Origin of the sequence: Solicola gregarius (assembly GCF_025790165.1) — a bacterium.
In the GTDB taxonomy this organism is placed as follows: domain Bacteria; phylum Actinomycetota; class Actinomycetes; order Propionibacteriales; family Nocardioidaceae; genus Solicola; species Solicola gregarius.
This window is the reverse complement of the sequence record NZ_CP094970.1, coordinates 3,665,449-3,683,599: the sequence shown is the minus strand read 5'-3', so window position 1 is coordinate 3,683,599 and position 18,151 is coordinate 3,665,449. Positions and strand designations below refer to the sequence as shown.

At 68.2% G+C, this 18,151-nt stretch carries 16 protein-coding genes; 5 read left to right on the top strand and 11 right to left on the bottom strand.

Annotated features, from left to right (window positions below):
• Window positions 1–21 precede the first annotated feature (21 nt).
• Together lepB and rplS are read right to left on the bottom strand one after the other, a co-directional pair.
• Window positions 22–822, bottom strand: a complete 801-nt coding sequence (gene lepB, locus L0C25_RS18065; RefSeq protein ID WP_271633115.1) for a signal peptidase I — start codon at window positions 820–822, stop codon at window positions 22–24.
• Between the two features lie 26 nt (window positions 823–848).
• Complete coding sequence (rplS, locus tag L0C25_RS18060) at window positions 849–1,211, bottom strand: 50S ribosomal protein L19 (protein ID WP_271633114.1); 363 nt, start codon at window positions 1,209–1,211, stop codon at window positions 849–851.
• A gap of 212 nt (window positions 1,212–1,423) precedes the next feature.
• Between rplS and L0C25_RS18055 the strand changes: the two genes are divergently transcribed.
• The gene (locus L0C25_RS18055; RefSeq protein ID WP_271633113.1) at window positions 1,424–2,602 is read left to right on the top strand and encodes an MFS transporter; all 1,179 of its coding nucleotides are present in this window, start codon (window positions 1,424–1,426) and stop codon (window positions 2,600–2,602) included.
• An 18-nt stretch (window positions 2,603–2,620) separates the two neighbouring features.
• On the opposite strand, the gene trmD is transcribed toward L0C25_RS18055, so the two are convergent.
• The 4 genes from trmD to rpsP are packed head-to-tail and all read right to left on the bottom strand — an operon-like array spanning window position 2,621 to window position 4,681.
• Window positions 2,621–3,310 carry a tRNA (guanosine(37)-N1)-methyltransferase TrmD gene (gene trmD / locus L0C25_RS18050; RefSeq protein ID WP_271633112.1) on the bottom strand — a complete coding sequence of 230 codons (690 nt, stop codon included), beginning with the start codon at window positions 3,308–3,310 and terminating at the stop codon, window positions 2,621–2,623.
• 5 nt (window positions 3,311–3,315) lie between these two features.
• On the bottom strand, window positions 3,316–3,894 hold the full coding sequence (gene rimM / locus L0C25_RS18045; RefSeq protein WP_271633109.1) for a ribosome maturation factor RimM: 579 nt from the start codon (window positions 3,892–3,894) through the stop codon (window positions 3,316–3,318).
• An 11-nt stretch (window positions 3,895–3,905) separates the two neighbouring features.
• Window positions 3,906–4,148, bottom strand: coding sequence for an RNA-binding protein (locus L0C25_RS18040; RefSeq protein WP_271633108.1), 243 nt, complete (start codon window positions 4,146–4,148; stop codon window positions 3,906–3,908).
• A gap of 5 nt (window positions 4,149–4,153) precedes the next feature.
• On the bottom strand, window positions 4,154–4,681 hold the full coding sequence (gene rpsP, locus L0C25_RS18035) for a 30S ribosomal protein S16 (RefSeq protein WP_271633107.1): 528 nt from the start codon (window positions 4,679–4,681) through the stop codon (window positions 4,154–4,156).
• 189 nt (window positions 4,682–4,870) lie between these two features.
• Between rpsP and L0C25_RS18030 the strand changes: the two genes are divergently transcribed.
• Together L0C25_RS18030 and L0C25_RS18025 are read left to right on the top strand one after the other, a co-directional pair.
• The gene (locus tag L0C25_RS18030; RefSeq protein WP_271633105.1) at window positions 4,871–5,494 is read left to right on the top strand and encodes a hypothetical protein; all 624 of its coding nucleotides are present in this window, start codon (window positions 4,871–4,873) and stop codon (window positions 5,492–5,494) included.
• 157 nt (window positions 5,495–5,651) lie between these two features.
• Window positions 5,652–6,095, top strand: coding sequence for an HIT family protein (locus tag L0C25_RS18025; protein ID WP_271633104.1), 444 nt, complete (start codon window positions 5,652–5,654; stop codon window positions 6,093–6,095).
• 77 nt (window positions 6,096–6,172) lie between these two features.
• Here L0C25_RS18025 and L0C25_RS18020 read toward each other — a convergent pair whose 3' ends face one another.
• The 3 genes from L0C25_RS18020 to L0C25_RS18010 form a co-directional block, all read right to left on the bottom strand.
• A complete protein-coding gene (locus tag L0C25_RS18020) occupies window positions 6,173–7,258 on the bottom strand; it encodes an amidohydrolase family protein (protein ID WP_271633103.1) in 1,086 nt (361 codons plus the stop codon).
• Between the two features lie 104 nt (window positions 7,259–7,362).
• A complete protein-coding gene (locus tag L0C25_RS18015; RefSeq protein WP_271633101.1) occupies window positions 7,363–9,273 on the bottom strand; it encodes an ABC transporter ATP-binding protein in 1,911 nt (636 codons plus the stop codon).
• Window positions 9,270–11,003 carry an ABC transporter ATP-binding protein gene (locus L0C25_RS18010; RefSeq protein ID WP_271633100.1) on the bottom strand — a complete coding sequence of 578 codons (1,734 nt, stop codon included), beginning with the start codon at window positions 11,001–11,003 and terminating at the stop codon, window positions 9,270–9,272. Before L0C25_RS18010 ends, L0C25_RS18015 begins: the two co-directional genes overlap by 4 nt.
• 108 nt (window positions 11,004–11,111) lie before the next feature.
• On the opposite strand from L0C25_RS18010, the gene L0C25_RS18005 reads away from it, so the two are divergent.
• Together L0C25_RS18005 and L0C25_RS18000 are read left to right on the top strand one after the other, a co-directional pair.
• Entirely contained in the window at window positions 11,112–11,987 is an 876-nt protein-coding gene (locus L0C25_RS18005) for a MarR family winged helix-turn-helix transcriptional regulator (protein ID WP_271633099.1), read from the top strand.
• A gap of 463 nt (window positions 11,988–12,450) precedes the next feature.
• The gene (locus tag L0C25_RS18000; protein WP_271633098.1) at window positions 12,451–14,757 is read left to right on the top strand and encodes an MMPL family transporter; all 2,307 of its coding nucleotides are present in this window, start codon (window positions 12,451–12,453) and stop codon (window positions 14,755–14,757) included.
• A gap of 77 nt (window positions 14,758–14,834) precedes the next feature.
• Here L0C25_RS18000 and L0C25_RS17995 read toward each other — a convergent pair whose 3' ends face one another.
• Window positions 14,835–15,824, bottom strand: a complete 990-nt coding sequence (locus L0C25_RS17995; protein ID WP_271633097.1) for a hypothetical protein — start codon at window positions 15,822–15,824, stop codon at window positions 14,835–14,837.
• A 135-nt stretch (window positions 15,825–15,959) separates the two neighbouring features.
• The gene (locus L0C25_RS17990; RefSeq protein WP_271633096.1) at window positions 15,960–18,062 is read right to left on the bottom strand and encodes an MMPL family transporter; all 2,103 of its coding nucleotides are present in this window, start codon (window positions 18,060–18,062) and stop codon (window positions 15,960–15,962) included.
• Window positions 18,063–18,151 lie beyond the last annotated feature (89 nt).

Sequence of the window (18,151 nt, the reverse complement as noted above, 5' to 3'; positions counted from 1 at the left end):
AACCACCGGACCGGGTGGTGTCTAGTCGTCCAGGTCACCGATGTCGCCGACATCGGGCAGCCCGCCGAACCGGTCGAGCGGCCACACGACGGACCACACCTTGCCGACGACGAGATCCTCGTCGACGAACCCGCCCGCCTTCTCGTCCATGTGGTAGACCGAATCGGCGGAGTGGGCGCGGTTGTCGCCCATCACCCACAGCTTGCCGTCGGGCACGGTCACGTCGAACTCTCGCGCCTTCGTCGCGGCGGGGTTCTTGACGTACGGCTCGTCGATCGACTCACCGTTGATCTGCAGGCGGCCCTTCGAGTCGCAGCACTGCACATGATCACCGCCCACGCCGATGACGCGCTTCACCAGGTGCCCGCCGGTCGGGTAGAGACCCACGACCTCCATCGCACGCTGGAACGCGTTCGGGTCCGGCGTCTCGGCGTCCGACAGCCAGCCGCCGGGGTCCTTGAACACCACCACGTCGCCGCGGTCGGGCCCGCCACTCCAGTACGACACCTTCTGTACGAGCAGCCGATCGTCGGGCGCGTTGCCGTGCGTGTGTCCGATCAGCGTCGGCATCATCGACTCCGACGGGACGTAGAACGACTGGATGAAGAACGCCTTGACGAACCACGCGATCACCAGGGCCACGACGCACAGGATGATGAGTTCCTGCCAGAACGGCCGCGCCTTCTTCGGAGACTTCGCCGTGGGCGACTTCTCCTCGAGCCCCGAGGTGGCGAACTGCTCGGTGGCCGGACGCGCTGCGTCGGTCTTCGCCGAGGGCGCGTCTGCGCGGCTCGGTGTTGCGAACTCGCTGTCGTCGGTCACCGGATGGGCCCCTATCCGGGTCGAGGTCAGTTCGCGGTCGTGGTCTCGCGCTTCTCGCGAATCCGCGCCGCCTTGCCTCGAAGGTTACGCAGGTAGTACAACTTCGCCCGCCGTACGTCGCCTCGCGTGGCGACCTCGATCTTCTCGACGACCGGCGTGTGCAGCGGGAACGTACGCTCAACGCCGACGCCGAAGCTCACCTTGCGAACGGTGAAGGTGCGTCCGACGCCGGAACCCTGGATCTTGATGCACACACCCTGGAACACCTGGATGCGGGAGCGGTTGCCCTCGACGACGCGCACGTGCACCTTGACGGTGTCGCCGGCGCGGAACTCGGGAATGTCGTCGCGCTTGTTCTCTGCTGCGACGGCGTCGATCGGGTTGGTCATCGGAGTCTCTTCCTCGCGGGTGCCACAGGTCATCCACGAAACTGACGGTGTACGGGCGACGCGATCGCACATGGTCGTGCCCCTGTGGCAGCAGAACCGGCGGTGCGCCGACGACCAAGTTTGCCATACCCGCCACGCGCCGCGAAATCGGCGGCCGTCCCTACCCGTGATACCGCACTCGGCCGGTCACCGCCATGACCTATAACTGACTGATGCGCCGGCGTACCTCTTCCGTCTCGGGCCCCGCGACGGGCGGCAGTCCGCTGCGGAGTCGCAGCTTCCTGCTGCTGCTCGTCGCGACGTTCCTCTCCGTCGGCAACTACGCAACGCTGCTCTCGGTCGTGCCTCTCTGGGCCGCGGAGGGCGGCAGCGACGGCACCGGCGTCGGCGCCACGACCGGAGTCATGATGGGCGCGACCGTGGCGAGCCAGCTGTGCATGGGCTGGCTGTTCCGGGTGCTGTCACTGCGCAACCTGTTCGCGATCGGCGCCGCGCTGATGGGCATCGCAACACCCGCCTACCTGATGTCGAACGCACTCGGCCCGGTGCTGGCGGTCTCGGCCGTACGCGGCGTCGGCTTCGGCATGGTCGTGGTCGCGGGCAGCGCGCTCACGGCGGACCTCATACCTGCCCGGCTGATCGGCAAGGGGGTCGGGCTGTACGGGCTGTCGACGGGACTGCCGAGCGTCCTCTGCCTGCCGCTCGGCGTCTGGGTCGCCCAGGAGGTCGGGTTCGCGCCGGTGTTCTGGGCAATGACGGCGTTCACGCTCGCCGCGGTGCCGACCGTGCTCGGCGTACGCGGCGGCGGCACACCCGACGACCAGCCCTCCGAGACGAACACGTCGGGCCGGCTCGCTCCCCTGGCACCGGGCTTCGTGCTGATGATCGGTGTATCGATCGGGTTGGGTGGGCTGTCGACATTCCTGCCGTTGGCCATCGGACATCCACTCACCGCGTCCACGGCGTTGCTCGCGATGTCGATCGGCGTGAATGTCGGTCGGTTGGGAGTCGGTGCGATCTCGGACACGATCGGGCCGGGCCGGATGGTGCTGCCCGCCGTGCTTTCCGGCGCGGTCGGCATGGCCGGCATCGCCGTGCTCGCCGGCTCGGGCCCGCAGGCAGTGGCTCCCGTCGCCGCGTTCGCGTACGGCGTCGGCTTCGGCGCCGTGCAGAACGAGACGCTGGTGGTCATGCTCAACCGCGCGGGCCCGAAGGGACGCGGTCTCGCCAGCACCGTATGGAACATGGCGTACGACGGTGGCGCCGGCGTCGGCGCGGTACTGCTCGGCGCGGTGGTCGCGCTCGCGAGCCACGAGGCGGCGTTCATCGTGTCGGCGGTGCTGATCGCGGCGACCGCGCCGGTCGCGTGGTGGGACTCCCGACGTACGTAGACTGCGAAGTCGGGCGGGCTACTCGAGGAGGTCGGGTCGGCGCTCCTGCGTACGCAACAGCGACTGATCGTGGCGCCAGTCGGCGATCCGGGCGTGGTTACCCGAGAGCAGCACCTCCGGTACGTCGTGGCCGCGCCAGCTCGCCGGCTTGGTGTACACGGGGTACTCCAGCAGGCCCGACTCCGAGTGTGACTCCTCGACCAGAGACTCGGGGTTGCCCATGAACCCGGGCAACAGCCGGGCGACCGCCTCGATCATCGCGAGGGTCGCGACTTCGCCGCCGTTGAGCACGAAGTCGCCGAGCGACAGCTCCTCGACGGGCATCCTCTCGGCGGCATCGTCGATCACGCGCTGGTCGATGCCTTCGTAGCGCCCGCATGCGAACACGAGTCGATCCAGGACGGCAAGCCGCTCGGCATCACGTTGGCCGAACGGCCGCCCCGACGCCGCGGGTACGACGAGCGTCGGCATGGTCTCGGCATCGGCCGTCACGGCGTCCAGTGCCTCACCCCATGGCTCCGGCCGCATCACCATGCCGGCACCGCCGCCGTACGGGGTGTCGTCGACCGTGCGATGGCGGTCGTGGGTGTAGTCGCGCAGGTCGTGCACGCGTACGTCGAGCAGTCCGCTCTCGCGGGCCTTGCCGACCAGGGACACCGACAGCGGGCTGAGGTAGTCCGGGAAGATCGTCACCACGTCGATGCGCATCGGGCCTACTCCGCTTCGGAGCCGGGCGCCGAGAGCGAGGGGCGAGCGTCGGCCGTGGGCGCGGCCGACTCTGCCGCGTCAGGATCGAGCAGCCCGCGTACGTCGTCGACCACCACGATGCCGTCGGTCACGTCGACGGTGGGAACGAGCGCCTCGACGAACGGGACGAGCACCTCGCGGCCGTCGGTCGTACGAATCTCCAGGGCGTCCTGCGCAGGCAGGTGGACGACCTGCGCCACGGCGCCGACATCGGAGCCGCCGACCGTACGCACCGCGAGCCCGACGAGCTGGTGGTCGTAGAACTCCTCGGGGTCGTCCGGCACATCCGCCGGGTCGACCTCGACCGACAGCATGGCGCCGCGCAGTGCCTCGGCAGCGGTGCGGTCGCCGACGCCGTCGAAGCAGACGAGCAGCCGGCCCTGATGGCTTCGGACCGTGCGTACGACGAGCGTCCGGTCCGACGGCTCGGCGGTCAGCGACGCGCCGACGACGAACCGGCGCTCCGGCTCGTCTGTACGTACGTCGACGCTGACCTCGCCCCGCACGCCGTGCGCGCGACCGATGCGGCCGATCACGACGTCCATCGCTGCAGCGCCTATCGGCGGCGATCCACGTCGACGAAGTCGATGCGGGTGCTGCCCTTGTCGGCGACCGCGTTGACGACCGTGCGGATCGCCGTCGCGGTGCGACCCGAGCGCCCGATCACCTTGCCGAGATCGCTCGGGTGCACACGCACCTCGTAGATCACGCCGCGACGCAGCTGCTTGGTGCGTACGTCGACGTCATCGGGGTACGCGACGATGCCGCCCACCAGGTGCTCGATGAGTTCGGCGATCACCGGCGTCAGCCCTCGTCGGTCTGCGCGGGAGCGGCCGACTCCTCAGCCTTGGGCTCGTCGGCCTTGGGCTCGTCGGCCTTGGGCTCGTCGGCCTTGGGCTCCTCGGCCTTGGGCTCCTCAGCCTTCGGGGCGGCCTTCTTCTCCGACTTCTTCGACGCCTTCTTCGTCGTGACGGCACCCTCCTTGGGCTCCACCCCGACGTCCTTCAGCGCCTCGTTGAAGAGGTCTTCCTTGCTCTTCTTCGGCTCGGCGACCTTGAGCGGCGCCGGTGCGGCCTCACCCTTGAACTGCTGCCAGTCTCCGGTCAGCTTCAGCAGCGCCAGAACGGCCTCGGACGGCTGCGCGCCGACGCCGAGCCAGTACTGCGCCCGCTCGCCCTCGACCTGGATCACCGAGGGGTCGTTCTTCGGGTGGTAGATGCCGATCTCTTCGATGACGCGTCCGTCGCGCTTCTTGCGCGAGTCGACGACGACGACACGGTAGTACGGCTGACGGATCTTGCCGATCCGCTTGAGACGAATCTTGACGGCCACGAGTGTGGTGTCTCCTTCGGGTTCTTTAATGACGTGGTGAGCAGGAGGCGCCGTGTGGGGTGCGGGCCGCCTGATCGGCGGATCCGGGCGCGCGAGGATGAGAGGGTCCCCGCTCGATTCGGATGCGACCCCTCATTGTGCCAGAGCGGCGCGCGCGCATCCAATCGTGGGCGTCCTAGGGTGCTGGTCATGAGCGACGACACCCGAACGTACGCAAGCACGCCGGCCCGCTCGGCGTACCACGACCGCCTCCCGATCGGCACCAGCGTATCGGCGCAACCGCTGCTCGAGTCGCCGCGCTTCGGCTTCGAGGGCGACGTACGGATGAGACCCCTCGAGCCGATGCTGGTGCCCGAGCCGCCCCGAGAGGGCGAGCAGGACGCCACGGACTGCTTCCACTGCACGACCGGCGCCCGCGAGGCGATCTGGCGCGACGACGCGTGGCAGGTCGGGCACCCGACGCGAGCCGGACTGCCCTTCGTCGCCGGGCTCGCTCCGATTGCACACGTACGGCTTGACGAGCTGGACGCCGCGCAGCTGAGCACCTTCGGCGACATCGTGCAGCGGCTCGCGGCGGCAGTGCAGCGGATCGACGGTGTCGCGCGTACGCACTTCTCGCGGTGGGGCGACGGTTCCGCGCACTTCCACCTCCACTTCCTGGCCCGACCGGCCGGGATGATGCAAGGGCGCGGCCCGATGCTGGCGTTCTGGGACGACGTACTGCCGCCGATCGACGACGAGATGCTGGCCGCCAACGCGCGTACGGTCGCGTCGGCGCTCGCCGAGGGCGGCGGCGAGTCGCTGGTCGCCTGAACCGCCCGCACCGGTGATGCTTTACCATGTTTACATGGTAAAAGTTCGCCTTGCATAGCGAATTCTCCATGCACAGCGGACGCTTACCATGTAAACATGGTAAACATCCGGCGGCTCCCGGCACGGCCGTGGCCAGTACGTACGGCAGACTGAGCGCATGAGCACGCTGTTCACCAAGATCATCGACGGCGAGATCCCCGGCCGCTTCCTGTGGTCGGATGAGCGCGCCGTCTCGTTCCTGACGATCGGCCCGATCACGCACGGCCACGCGCTCGTCGTACCCCGCGATCCGGTCGATCACTGGATCGACGCCGACGACGACCTCCTCGCGCACGTCACCTCGGTCGCCAAGAAGATCGGCAACGCGCAGCAAGCGTCCTGGGACTGCCCCCGTATCGGCCTGATGGTCGCCGGATTCGAGGTGCCGCACCTGCACGTGCACGTGTGGCCCGTCTACAGCCTGCACGACTTCAGCTTCGAGCACGTCGACCCGAGTCCGAGCGACGAGAGCCTCGACGACGCCGCCGAGCGCATCCGGGTCGCGCTCATCGACCAGGGGTACGTCGCGAACGTACCCGCGGACGTCTCCCGCCCGATCTGACCCGCCACGGGCACCCCGCCCCGTGGGCATGACGTTCGAGCGCGACTCGCCGGCGTGTCACCGCGCGTACGTCATGCTCAGCGGGCGCTGACCACGGCGCCGCGCAGCACGATGTGCGACGGCTCGGCCAGCGCCGCCAGGTCGGCGAGCGGATCACGCGGCACCACCAGGAAGTCGGCAGCGCTCCCTTCGGTCAGCGCACCATCGAACCCGAGCCACTCCCGCGCCCGCCACGAGCCCGCGCCGAGTGCGTCGAACGCCGGGATCCCGTACGCGCCGAGCTCGGCGATCTCGTCGCGCCCGGTGCCGTGCGGCCGTACGCCTCCCGCGTCGCTGCCGCAGTAGATCGGCACACCGGCTTCGTACGCGGCGAGCACGGTGTCCTTGCGCCGCGCGTGCAGGTCGCGCATGTGCTTGGCGTACGCCGGGAACTTCGCCGCTGCCTGCGCGGCGAAGTCCGGGAAGTTGTTGAGCTGCAGTGCCGTCGGCACGTACGCGGTGCGTTGCTCGACCATCTGCGCGATGGTCTCCTGGCCGAGCCCGGCGCCGTGCTCGATGCAGTCGACCCGGGCATCGAGCAGATCGGGCAGCGCCTGCTCGCCGAAGACGTGCACCGTCACACGGGCACCCAGATCGTGTGCCGCCGCAATGGCATCGCGGATCGCGACGCGCGGCCAGGCGGGAGCGAGATCGCCGATCTCCCGGTCGATCCAGTCGCCGACCAGCTTCACCCAGCCGTCGCCGCGGCGTGCCTCCTGCTGCACGTACGTCACCAGCTCGGGCGGCTCGATCTCGTGCGCGAAGCCGCGGATGTAGCGACGCGTACGCGCGATGTGCCGGCCGCAACGCACCACGCGCGGCAGGTCGGCGCGGTCGTCGATCCAGTGCGTGTCGTGCACCGAGCCGCAGTCGCGCACGAGCAGGGTCCCCGCGTCGCGGTTGACGATCGCGTGCTCCTCGGCACTCGCCGCGTCCGTCTCGCCGCCGCGCGCATCGATGCCGATGTGGCAGTGCGCATCGACCAGACCGGGCACGATCCAGCCCTCACCGAGGTCACGTGCTCCGTCGACCGGCTCGTACGTGATCGCACCGTCGCGTACGTACACGTCGCGCCGCCGGCCATCGGGTAGGACGACGCCGCTCACCTTGAGTGCTTCGCTCATGGATCCGACGCTATCGCACCCCCGACCGCCCCGTGGGCCGCACGTTTCGGCCCCAATCTGTGAGGTTCTGCGGCTGAAACGTGCGGCCCACGGGGCGCTGGGTATCAGGTGCTCGCGCCCGCGAACTGCGCGGCGTACAGGCGTTCGTACGCACCGCCGGCCGCGATCAGCTCGTCGTGTGTGCCCTGCTCGACGATGTGCCCGTGCTCCATCACCACGATGCGGTCGGCGTCGCGGATGGTCGACAGCCGGTGGGCGATCACGAAACTGGTGCGACCGACTCGCAGGCTCTCCATCGCCTTCTGCACAAGGGCTTCCGTGCGTGTGTCGACCGAACTGGTTGCCTCGTCGAGTACGAGGATGGCCGGGTCGGCGAGGAACGCCCGAGCGATCGTGAGCAGCTGACGCTGTCCGGCACTCACGTTCGTACCCTCGTCGTCGATCACCGTGTCGTACCCGTCGGGAAGCGTACGTACGAAGTGGTCGACGTGCGCCGCCTCCGCCGCCGCCTGGATTTGCTCCTCGCTCGCACGGTGTGCGCCGTACGCGATGTTCTCGCGGATCGTGCCGCCGAACAGCCAGGTGTCCTGCAGCACCACGCCGAAGTCGTCGCGCAGCGCCGAACGTTCGATCCGCGAGATGTCGATGCCGTCCAGCGTGATCCGGCCGGCCTGGATGTCGTAGAAGCGGAGAATGAGGTTCGTCAGCGTGGTCTTGCCCGCGCCCGTCGGCCCGACGATCGCCACCGTCTGACCGGGCTCGGCGACCAGGTCGAGATCCTCGATCAGCGGCTCGTCCGGTTCGTACGAGAAGCTCACTCGCTCGAAGGCGACCCGGCCGTCGACGTGCTCAGGTCGCAATGCGTCCTCGGCATCGGGCTGTTCCTCGTCCTCGTCGAGTAGCTCGAACACCCGCTCGGCAGACGCGACACCCGACTGCAGGAGGTTCACCATCGCCGCCACCTGGGTGAGCGGCTGGGTGAACTGCCGCGAGTACTGGATGAACGCCTGGACGTCACCGACACTGATCGCGCCCGAGCCCACCCGCAACGCGCCGACGACGGCGACGGCAACGTAGTTGAGGTTGGAGACGAACATCATCGTGGGCTGGATGACGCCGGAGATGAACTGCGCCTTGAAGCTCGCGTCGAACAGCTCGTCGTTGCGCTCGTCGAACTCCCGGCGCGCCTCGGCCTGCCGACCGAAGACCTTGACGACGTCATGACCCGTGTACGTCTCCTCGACGTGCCCGTTGACCTTGCCCGTCGCCGTCCATTGCGCGATGAACTGCGGTTGGGAGCGCTTCGCGATCGCCCTCGTGACGAGGAACGCGATCGGCACCGTGAGCACGGCGATCAGCGCGAGCAGCGGCGAGATGTAGAGCATCATCGCGAGGACTCCGACGACCGTCATCAGCGACGTGAGCAGCTGGCTCATCGTCTGTTGCGCCGACTGCGCGATGTTGTCGATGTCGTTGGTGACCCGCGACAGGATCTCGCCCCGCGTACGTCCGTCGAAGTACGACAACGGGAGCCGACCGAGCTTCTCCTCGACGTCGGTACGCATGCCGGCGACGGCACGCTGCACGGTCAACGTCACCAGCCTGCCCTGCACCCAGGCGAAAACCGACGCGGCGACGTAGATCGCAAGCACACCGACGAGCACCCACCCGAGTGCGTTGAAGTCGATGCCCTCGCCGGGGTGGATGTCCATCGCGGCGACCATGTCGGCCACCCGGTCGTCGCCGCTCTCCCGCAGGCCTTCGACCGCCTGCTCCTTGGTCGCGCCGCCGGGCAGCTGGTCGGAGAAGAAGCCGCTGAACACGATGTCGGTCGCGTGCCCGAGGATCTTGGGCCCGACGACGCTCAGGGCGACGCTGACGACGCCCAGCACGAGCACACCTACCAGCAGCACCCGATCGGCCGCGAGCAGCCCCAATAGCCGCTTGGTCGAGCCGCGGAAGTCCGACGGCTTCGCCGGCGGCGCCGACACCGACAACGGATCGCGCCCGCTCACGCTGCCTCCTCCTCCGTCAGCTGCGACAGCACGATCTCTCGGTACGTCTCGCAGCCCTCCATCAGCTCACCGTGCGTCCCCGTACCGACGACGCGGCCCTCTTCGAGCACGACGATGCGGTGGGCAGCGCGAATCGTGCTCACCCGCTGGGCGACCACGATCACCGCAGACCCGGCCGTGATGCTTGCGAGCGCCCTTCTCAGCGCGGCGTCGGTCGCGTAGTCGAGCGCGGAGAAGGAGTCGTCGAACAGGTACAGGCTCGGGCGTTTGACGATCGCCCGCGCGATCGCCAGGCGTTGTCGCTGGCCGCCGGAGACGTTCGTACCGCCCTGCGCGATCGGCGCGTCGAGACCCTCCGGCATCGCCTCGACGAAGTCGCGTGCCTGCGCGATGTCGAGCGCCTCCCAGAGCTCGTCGTCGGTCGCGTCCGTACGCCCGTAGCGCAGGTTGCTGGCGACCGTGCCGGTGAAGAGGTACGGGCGCTGGGGTACGAGCCCGATGTGCGCCCAGACGTCGTCGGGACGTACGTCGCGTACGTCGACTCCCCCGACCCGGACCTCGCCGGAGGTCGCGTCGAACAGTCGCGGGATCAGGCTCAGCAGCGTCGACTTCCCGCTGCCGGTCGACCCGATGATCGCCGTGGTCTCTCCGGGCCGCGCGATCAACTCGACGTTGTGCAGCACCGGCTCCTCGGCACCCGGGTACGCGTAGCTCGCATCCACGATGTCGACGTACCCGCCGGACAGCGTCCGCTCGACGGGCTCGTCCGGCGGCGAGATGCTCGGCTCGGTGTCGAGCACCTCGCTGATCCGCTCGGCCGCGACCTCCGCCCGTGGGACGAGCATGAACATGAACGTCGCCATCATGACCGACATCAGGATCTGGATGAGGTACGCCAGGAACGCCGTCATCGTGCCGACCTGGAGGTCGCCGCTCGCGACCCGGTGTCCTCCGAACCAGATGACAGCGACGCTCGACACGTTCATCACCAGCATCACGATCGGAAACATCAGCGCCATCAGCCGGCCGGTCGCGATCGCGACGTCGCGGTAGAGCACGTTCGCCTCGTCGAAGCGCTCGCCCTCGTACTCCTCCTTGACGAACGCCCGGATCACCCGGATGCCCATGATCTGCTCGCGCAGCACGCGGTTGATGCCGTCGAGGCGGGTCTGCATGGTGCGGAACAGCGGTCGCATCCGGGCGATGACGAGGCCGACGCTGATCACGAGTACGGGGATGATGACGACGATCAGCCCCGACAGCTCGACGTCCTGGCGAAGCGCCATCACGATGCCGCCGACACACATGATCGGCGCGGCCACCATGAACGTGAACGTCATCAGCACCAGCATCTGGACCTGCTGGACGTCATTGGTGGACCGCGTGATCAGCGTCGGCGCGCCGAACTCGGCGACCTCGCGGGCCGCGAACGTCTGCACCCGCGCGAACACGGCCGTACGCAGATCGCGGCCAAGGGCCATCGCCGTACGCGCGCCGAAGTAGACCGCGACGATCGTGCACACGACCTGCAGCACGGTGACGCCGAGCATCATGCCGCCGACCTCGAGAATGTAGTCGGTGTCGCCCTTGACGATCCCGTTGTCGATGATGTCCGCGTTCAGCCCGGGAAGGTAGAGGTTCGCGAGCGTCTGCACGAACTGCAGCACCACGATCACGGTGATCGCCGACCGATACGGACGCAGGTGGGTCCGGAGCAGGGAAAGAAGCACGAAACGGGAGCCTACCGACCGATGGTTGCGACAGTCATCCGCTTATCGCCGTGTCGACCGTCGCCGGGAACGACGATCGGCCGACCCCGATTCATGTACGCTCGGCGCGTGACTCAGCCGCGTCGGGAGATTGCTTCTCGTGCGCCCGCGCTGTCGTCGCTCACCGGGTTCCTGCTGCGGCGCGCGTACGCCCGCACACTGGACTTCGCCCGCACCTCGCTCGACGACGATGCGAACATGCGCGACGTCGGCGTGCTCACGATCCTCGACAGCCACGGGCCGATGTCGCAGGGTGCCGTGGCCGACCGGATGCAGACCAACCGAACCGTCATGGTCAAGCTGGCCGAGGCGCTGGAGTCGGAGGGCTACCTCGTACGCGACCGCAACCCGGCCGACCGGCGCGCGTACGCCCTGACCATCACCGACGCCGGACGGCTTCGGCTGAAGGAGCTCCTGCGCGAGCTGACCGACGCCGAGGTCATCCTCACCGCACATCTGAGCGCGCCGGACCATGCGCGGCTCAACGAGCTGCTCCGGACGCTCGTCCCGGAGGACGCCCTGGCGACGTTCCCGACGCTGCGTGACCACACCGGCTACCTGGTGAGCGTCGCGCACCTCCAGCTGCGCGGCGACGCGATCGACCTGCTGAAGCCGCTGGGTATCGAGCCACGCGACTTCGGCGTCATGTCGGTCATCGACCGCGACGGCCCGTGCACGCAGCAGCACGTCGCCGACGTGCTCGGGGTCAGTGCACCGACGGTGCTCTGGGCGATCGACGATCTCGAGCGCAACGGCCTCGTACGCCGCGCTCGCGTCACGTCCGACCGCCGGTCGTACGACCTGAGCCTCACCGAGTCGGGCCGCTGGTGCCTCTCGGACGCTGTCGAGCTGGTCGAGACGGTGCAGGCGCGGATGACCGAGCGGCTCGGCGAGCGCGGTGACGTCGAGCTTCGTACGCTCCTCACCTCGATCGTCGGCCTCTGACCGGAGGGTTCTCGTCGGCAGCTCGACGGCCGCGTGCAACCGGCATGAAACCGGCGCGAAACCAAGCCGTTCGACCATCGTGATCACGACGCGATCAGCACGCTGCGTCGACGACGCGGACACGCAAAGTGTGCACGTTCGGAATCATTAACTAGTTTGACGATCGATGGGCCGCAGAGTACCGTCGATTTCGCGCACGAGCGCGTCTCTGAGGGGGGAACACGTGTACAAGCAGGACGCTGGGCTCATACCGGCGCATCGACGTATGTCCACGACGTGCGTCAAGCGATCTCGGGCCAACCAAACGCCGACTCAGTCCCGCCATTCGCAGCGGCAGCCTTCGCTACCGCGCGACCCGCTCGCGCCGTCGCGGTGACGCACCCGTCACCCACGGTCTTCGACGGTCACTTGGCAACCACCACAGACGTTTTCGCACTTTCCGTATCGCTTTCAAGGAGTCCCCGTGTCGGTCTTGCTCTATCGGTTCGGCAAATTTGCCTTCCGACGCAAATGGATAGTCCTCCCCATCTGGATCCTGGTGTTCCTCGGGCTCGGCGCCACCGCGGCTGCGGTCTCGCAGCCGATGGAGGACGACTTCTCGATGCCCAACCTGCCGTCCGAGCGCGCCACCGACATCATGGACGAGCACTTCCCGGGCATGTCCCAGGAGTTCGACTTCGACGCGGTGACCGGCACGTATGTCATCGCCGCACCCGAGGGTGAGAAGCTCACCGATCCCGACAACAAGGCCGCCGTCGACGACCTGGTCGCGAACCTGAACAAGCTCGACATCGTCGACCACAAGCAGCCGCTGCAGAACCCCGTCGACACCGCGGAGCAGATGGGCTGCCTCGGCGGCGCCGAGGGCGAGCAGCTGCAGCAGACCTGCAGCGGCGCGCCGCTGAACGTGCTCAACGAGGACAGCCCCGACACGGTCGCGGTCCTCGAGACGGAGTTCACGATCGCCGAGTGGCAGGACGTCACCGAGGCCGACCGCGACGCCGCGTACGACGCCGCCGACAGCGCCCGTGACGCCGGCCTCCAGGTGGAGATGAGCGGTTCGCTCGCGATGGAGGAGCAGGCTCCCGGCGGGTCCGCCGAGTTGATCGGCATGGGTGTCGCGCTGATCGTGATGATCATCGCGTTCGGTGCGCTGATCGCGGCGTTCGTACCCATCATCACCGCGATCGTCGGCACCGGCATGGCGTCGGTGATGATCATGCTGGGCACGTCGGTCACCTCGATCCCGAGCTTCACCACGTTCCTCGCGTCGATGATCGGAATCGCGCTGTCGATCGACTATGCGCTCTTCATCGTGTCGCGCTACAAGCACGAGCTGCATGTCGCACCGACGCGTGAGGAGGCGGCCGGGCGCGCACTCGGCACCGCCGGATCGGCGGTCGTCTTCGCCGGCCTCACCGTCATCATCGCGCTCGGTGGCCTTAGCATCGTCGGAGTCAGGTTCCTTACGTTCATGGGTCTCGGCGGCGCACTTGCCGCAGCATTCGCGGTCATCGTGGCGCTGACGCTGATGCCGGCGATCCTCGGCATGTTCGGCAAGGCGTTGTTCAAGCCGAAGCTGCCGATCGTCGCGCAGCACGACCCGGAGGACGACACCTCCGTCACGAACGGCATGCGCGTCGCTCGCCTTATCGGGCGGATGCCGGCACTCACGCTGGTGCTCGGCATCGTCGTACTCGGTGCGCTGTCGATCCCCGCGCTGAACCTCAGCCTGGGCCTGCCGGGCGACGAGAGCATGCCGACGGACTCCACGATTCGCAAGGCGTACGACATCCGCACCGACGGATTCGGCGAGGGCAGCAACGGCGTGCTGCAGGTTGCCGCAGACCTCTCCGACGTACCCGAGGACCAGCGCAAGGAGGCACTCGACGCGACGCGTACCGAGCTCGAGTCGCACGACGACATGGACTACGTCGTCGGCCCGATGGAGAGCAAGGACGGCGCCGGGGCGGTGTTCCAAGGCGTACCGAAGTCCGGGCCGAACAACCAGGACACCAAGGACCTCGTCAAGGAGGTCCGGGATGCCGAGGACGGCCTGAGCTCCGAGTACGGCATCGAGTACGGCGTCACCGGTACGACCGCGATCTATGCCGACGTCGACGACGTGATGCTCGGTTCGATCGTGCCGTACATGGCACTGGTGGCGGGCGCGGCGTTCATCCTGCTGATCGTCGTCTTCCGGTCGGTGCTCATACCGCTGACCGCCGCACTCGGGTTCCTGCTGTCCGTCGCGGCGACGTTCGGGGCGACGGTGGTCATCTTCCAAGAAGGCGCGTTCGGCCTGATCGACGACCCGAGACCGATCGTCAGCTTCATGCCGATCATGCTGATCGGGCTCGTGTTCGGCCTGGCGATGGACTACACCGTCTTCACCGTGACCCGAATGCGGGAGGAGTATGTCCACGGCCAGGCGCCACTCCAGGCGATGATGAGGGGCTATCACCACGGCGCGCGCGTGGTCGTATCGGCCGCGGTCATCATGATCTCGGTCTTCAGCGCCTTCATGATGGAGGAGGACGTCACGGCGAAGTCGATGGGCTTCGCGCTCGCCGCAGCCGTCTTCTTCGATGCGTTCATCGTGCGCATGGTCATCCTGCCGTCGCTGCTCGCCCTGATGGGCAAGTCGGCCTGGTGGATGCCGCGCTGGCTGGACCGGATCGTGCCGAACGTCGACATCGAGGGCGAGAAGATCACCGCGATGACGGCAGCACGGTCCGAGCCCGAGCCGGTGGTACATACCGGCGCCTAGCCACAGCCCCGCTGGGCGTGACGTTCGCGCGGCGACACACCGGAGTGTCGCACTCGAACGTCACGCCCAGCGGGCGTTCAGTCCCAACGGCGGCCGGGTGGCCAGTCCGTCCACCACGCCGGCTTCTCGGTCGTCCAGAGCCGTGGGCGGTTCGGGTTCGGACGATCCCGGCCGTTCCTGATCCGCTCCTCGGTCCGCGCCCGCTCCTCGCGGGAGTGTTGGGCGGATCCGATCCGCACGACTTCGAGCGCATGGTCTCGAAGGCCCTCCCCGCGCACGTTGTCGGCGTTGTGCATCTCGATCTTGCGATGGTCGGCGCCGTCGGACTCGATCACCAGGCCGGTGTCGGGATCGAGCAGGTCGGGGATGCCGAGAAGCCGTTCGTGCAGATCGAAGATCGGCGTGTTGATCAGCCAGTTCTCGACCCCGACGGCATGCGTCGCGATCATCCGGGTGCGCGTCTCCCACGGGCTCGCCGACCGCGTCGACGCATGGGCGAGGGCCCACCGTGCCTGTGCGCGACCACGCGTCTTCACATGTGCATCGAAGACCGCGCGTACGTTGTCCAGCGACGTGCACGCCTGGTCGATCACCGTGCTCGTCGCCATCTCGACCGCGACCAGCGCCTCGGTCGGGTTCGGCGCATCGAGCATGTCGTCGTACGTCGCCCGCGCCATGGTCGTCACCGCGAAGCTCTCGAGGTCGACGACCTCACCCGGCAGGTAGCGCCGGTCACTCGGGCGGATGCCGGGGCGCGTACGCAGATCGGTTCCCGGCCCGCAGAGGATCACCACCGGGAGGTCGTCACCATAGCGAACGCCGCCGCAGTACGCCTGCCCCTGGACCCACCGCGATGCCCACCCCGTCAGCACGCATCCGCCCGTCATCAGCCCGATTGCGTCGGCGACCCGCGTCGCCGGCTGCTCCGCCGCGATCCCCGCCGGGCGGTGCAATCCGCGGTACGGACTCTCGTACTCCGGCCCGCGCAGGGCCCACTTGGTGACACCCGCGCGCTGCAGCGCCGCCGCGCGCTTGGTCAGGTCGGGGACGTATCCGATGTCTCTCACACCTGCAATGTGCCGCCCCGTCGCTCAAGCTGTCGGGTTGTCCACAGCCCGCACGCAACTCTCCGCTGGGCATGACGTACGCGCGGCGACACGCCGGTGTGTCGCGCTCGTACGTCATGGCCAGCGCGCCTGGGGTCAGCGGACGAGGACCTCGGACGGCTCGGACGGCGTCTCCTCGACGTCCTCCTTCTCACCCAATGCGCTCGGCCACCACATGTGCCGACCGATGTCGAGGTTCAGGGCGGTGACGAGCACCGACCGGACGATGATCGTGTCGAGGAGGACGCCGAACGCAACGGCGAAGCCGAGCTCGACCATGAACACCATCGGCATGGTGAGCATCGCGCCGAACGTACCCGCCAGCACCAGGCCGGCGGAGGTGATGACACCCCCGGTCGCCGCGAGCCCGATCAAGGCACCGCGCCGCATGCCGTACTTCAACGACTCCTCACGTACGCCCGTCATCAGGAAGATGTTGTAGTCGATCCCCAACGCGACAAGGAACACGAAGACGAACAGCGGGAAGCCTGCGTCGGCGCCGTCGAAGCCGAAGACGTGCTCGAACACCAGTGCACAGACACCCATCGACGCCCCGAACGACAGCACGACCGTGCCGACCAACACCAGAGGCGCGATCAGCGCGCGCAGCAGTACCGCAAGGATGACGAAGACGACGACCAGCACGATCGGGATGATCAACACGTTGTCCTTCGCTGCGGCGTCGAGCGTGTCGAGGATGACCGCCGTGTCGCCTCCCACGATCGCGTCGGCCCCGTCGACGGCGTGCACGGAGGCACGTACGTCCTCGACGACGTCGCGCCCCGCCGCGCTGTCGCCCGGTACGTCGAGCTCGGCGCTGATCAGCACCCGGCCGGCCGCCTCACCACCGGGTGAGACGTCGGCGATGCCGGGCGTTGTCGAAACGGCCTCGGTGACGGCGTCGGCCTGCCCGGCATTCGCGATCACGTACACCGGCTGCCCGGCGCCCGCCGGGAAGTGCTCCGCGACGACCTCTTGGCCGACGATCGACTCGGGTCGGTCGATGAGCGCTTCCTCATTCGTGAGGCCCTCGGCGTCGAGCTGAGTCATGCCCAGAGCAAGCGCGCCGAGGACCAGGCTGGTGCCGATCCAGGTGGCGCGCGGGCGTACGGAGATGGTGCGCCCGAGCTTGGCCCAGATGCCGTCGGCCGTGTGGTCAGGCGATCCGTACCGAGGAATGAGCGGCCAGAACACCCAGCGCCCGAAGATCACGAGCAGCGCCGGCAGCAGCGACATCATCGCGAGCATCCCGACCGCGACTCCGACGGCGAGCACCGGCCCCATGCCTGCGGTCGAGTTGAGCTCCGCGAACACCAGGCACAACATGCCGAGCAGCACGGTCGTACCGCTGGCGAACACCGCCGGACCGGCGCGATGCAGCGCCAGCGCCATCGCAACGTGGCGGTCCTCGTGTCGACGGAGTTCTTCTCGGTAGCGCGCGACGAGCAGCAGGGCATAGTCGGTGCCGGCGCCGAACACCAACACAGTAAGGATTCCAGCGCTCTGCGCATTGACCGTGAACACGTCGGCGTTCGCGAGCAGGTAGACCACGCCTTGCGCACTGATCAGCGCGACGCCGGCGGTGACGACCGGCAGCAGCCAGAGCACCGGGCTCCGGTACGTGAGCAACAGCAGCAACACCGCGACGCTCACCGCGGCGAGCAGCAACGTGCCGTCCATCCCGTCGAAGACGTCCGCGAAGTCACCGCTGACGCCCGCCGGTCCCGTGACGTACGCCGACAGCCCGTCGCCCGTCTGGCCCGTCACCTCGCGGATCTCGGGTGTGACCTCGCCGAGGGTGTCCCATCCCCCGTCGCCCATGTCCACCGGCGCGATCACCTGCAGGGCCCGGCCGTCCTCGGACGGAATCGGGCCGTCCGGCTCGCCGGTCACATGCTCGATGCCGGCGATCTCGGCCATCTGATCCTCTACGACCTGCCGGTCCGCGGCCGTGATGCCGTCGGACCGCTCGTACACGATCACCGCTGGTACGACGTCGGGATCGCCGAACGTGTCGAACTCGTCGAGCACCTTCGTCGACTCGGCGCTCTCCGGCAGCCAGGACGACGTCTCGTTGTCCTGTACGCCGGTGAACTTGCCGGCCAGTGGTCCGAGGACCATCAACGCGATGATCCAGATGGCGAGCGCGATCCACTTGGTGCGGCGCCCCGTGAGGACACCGGCAATCTGCCTGTGCACTCTTCGCCCCCTCGGCTCGAGTTGCCAACGACGCTACGCGTGGTTGCCGAAGATCGTCAACGTGTTTAATGATTTTGCGTACGCATGAT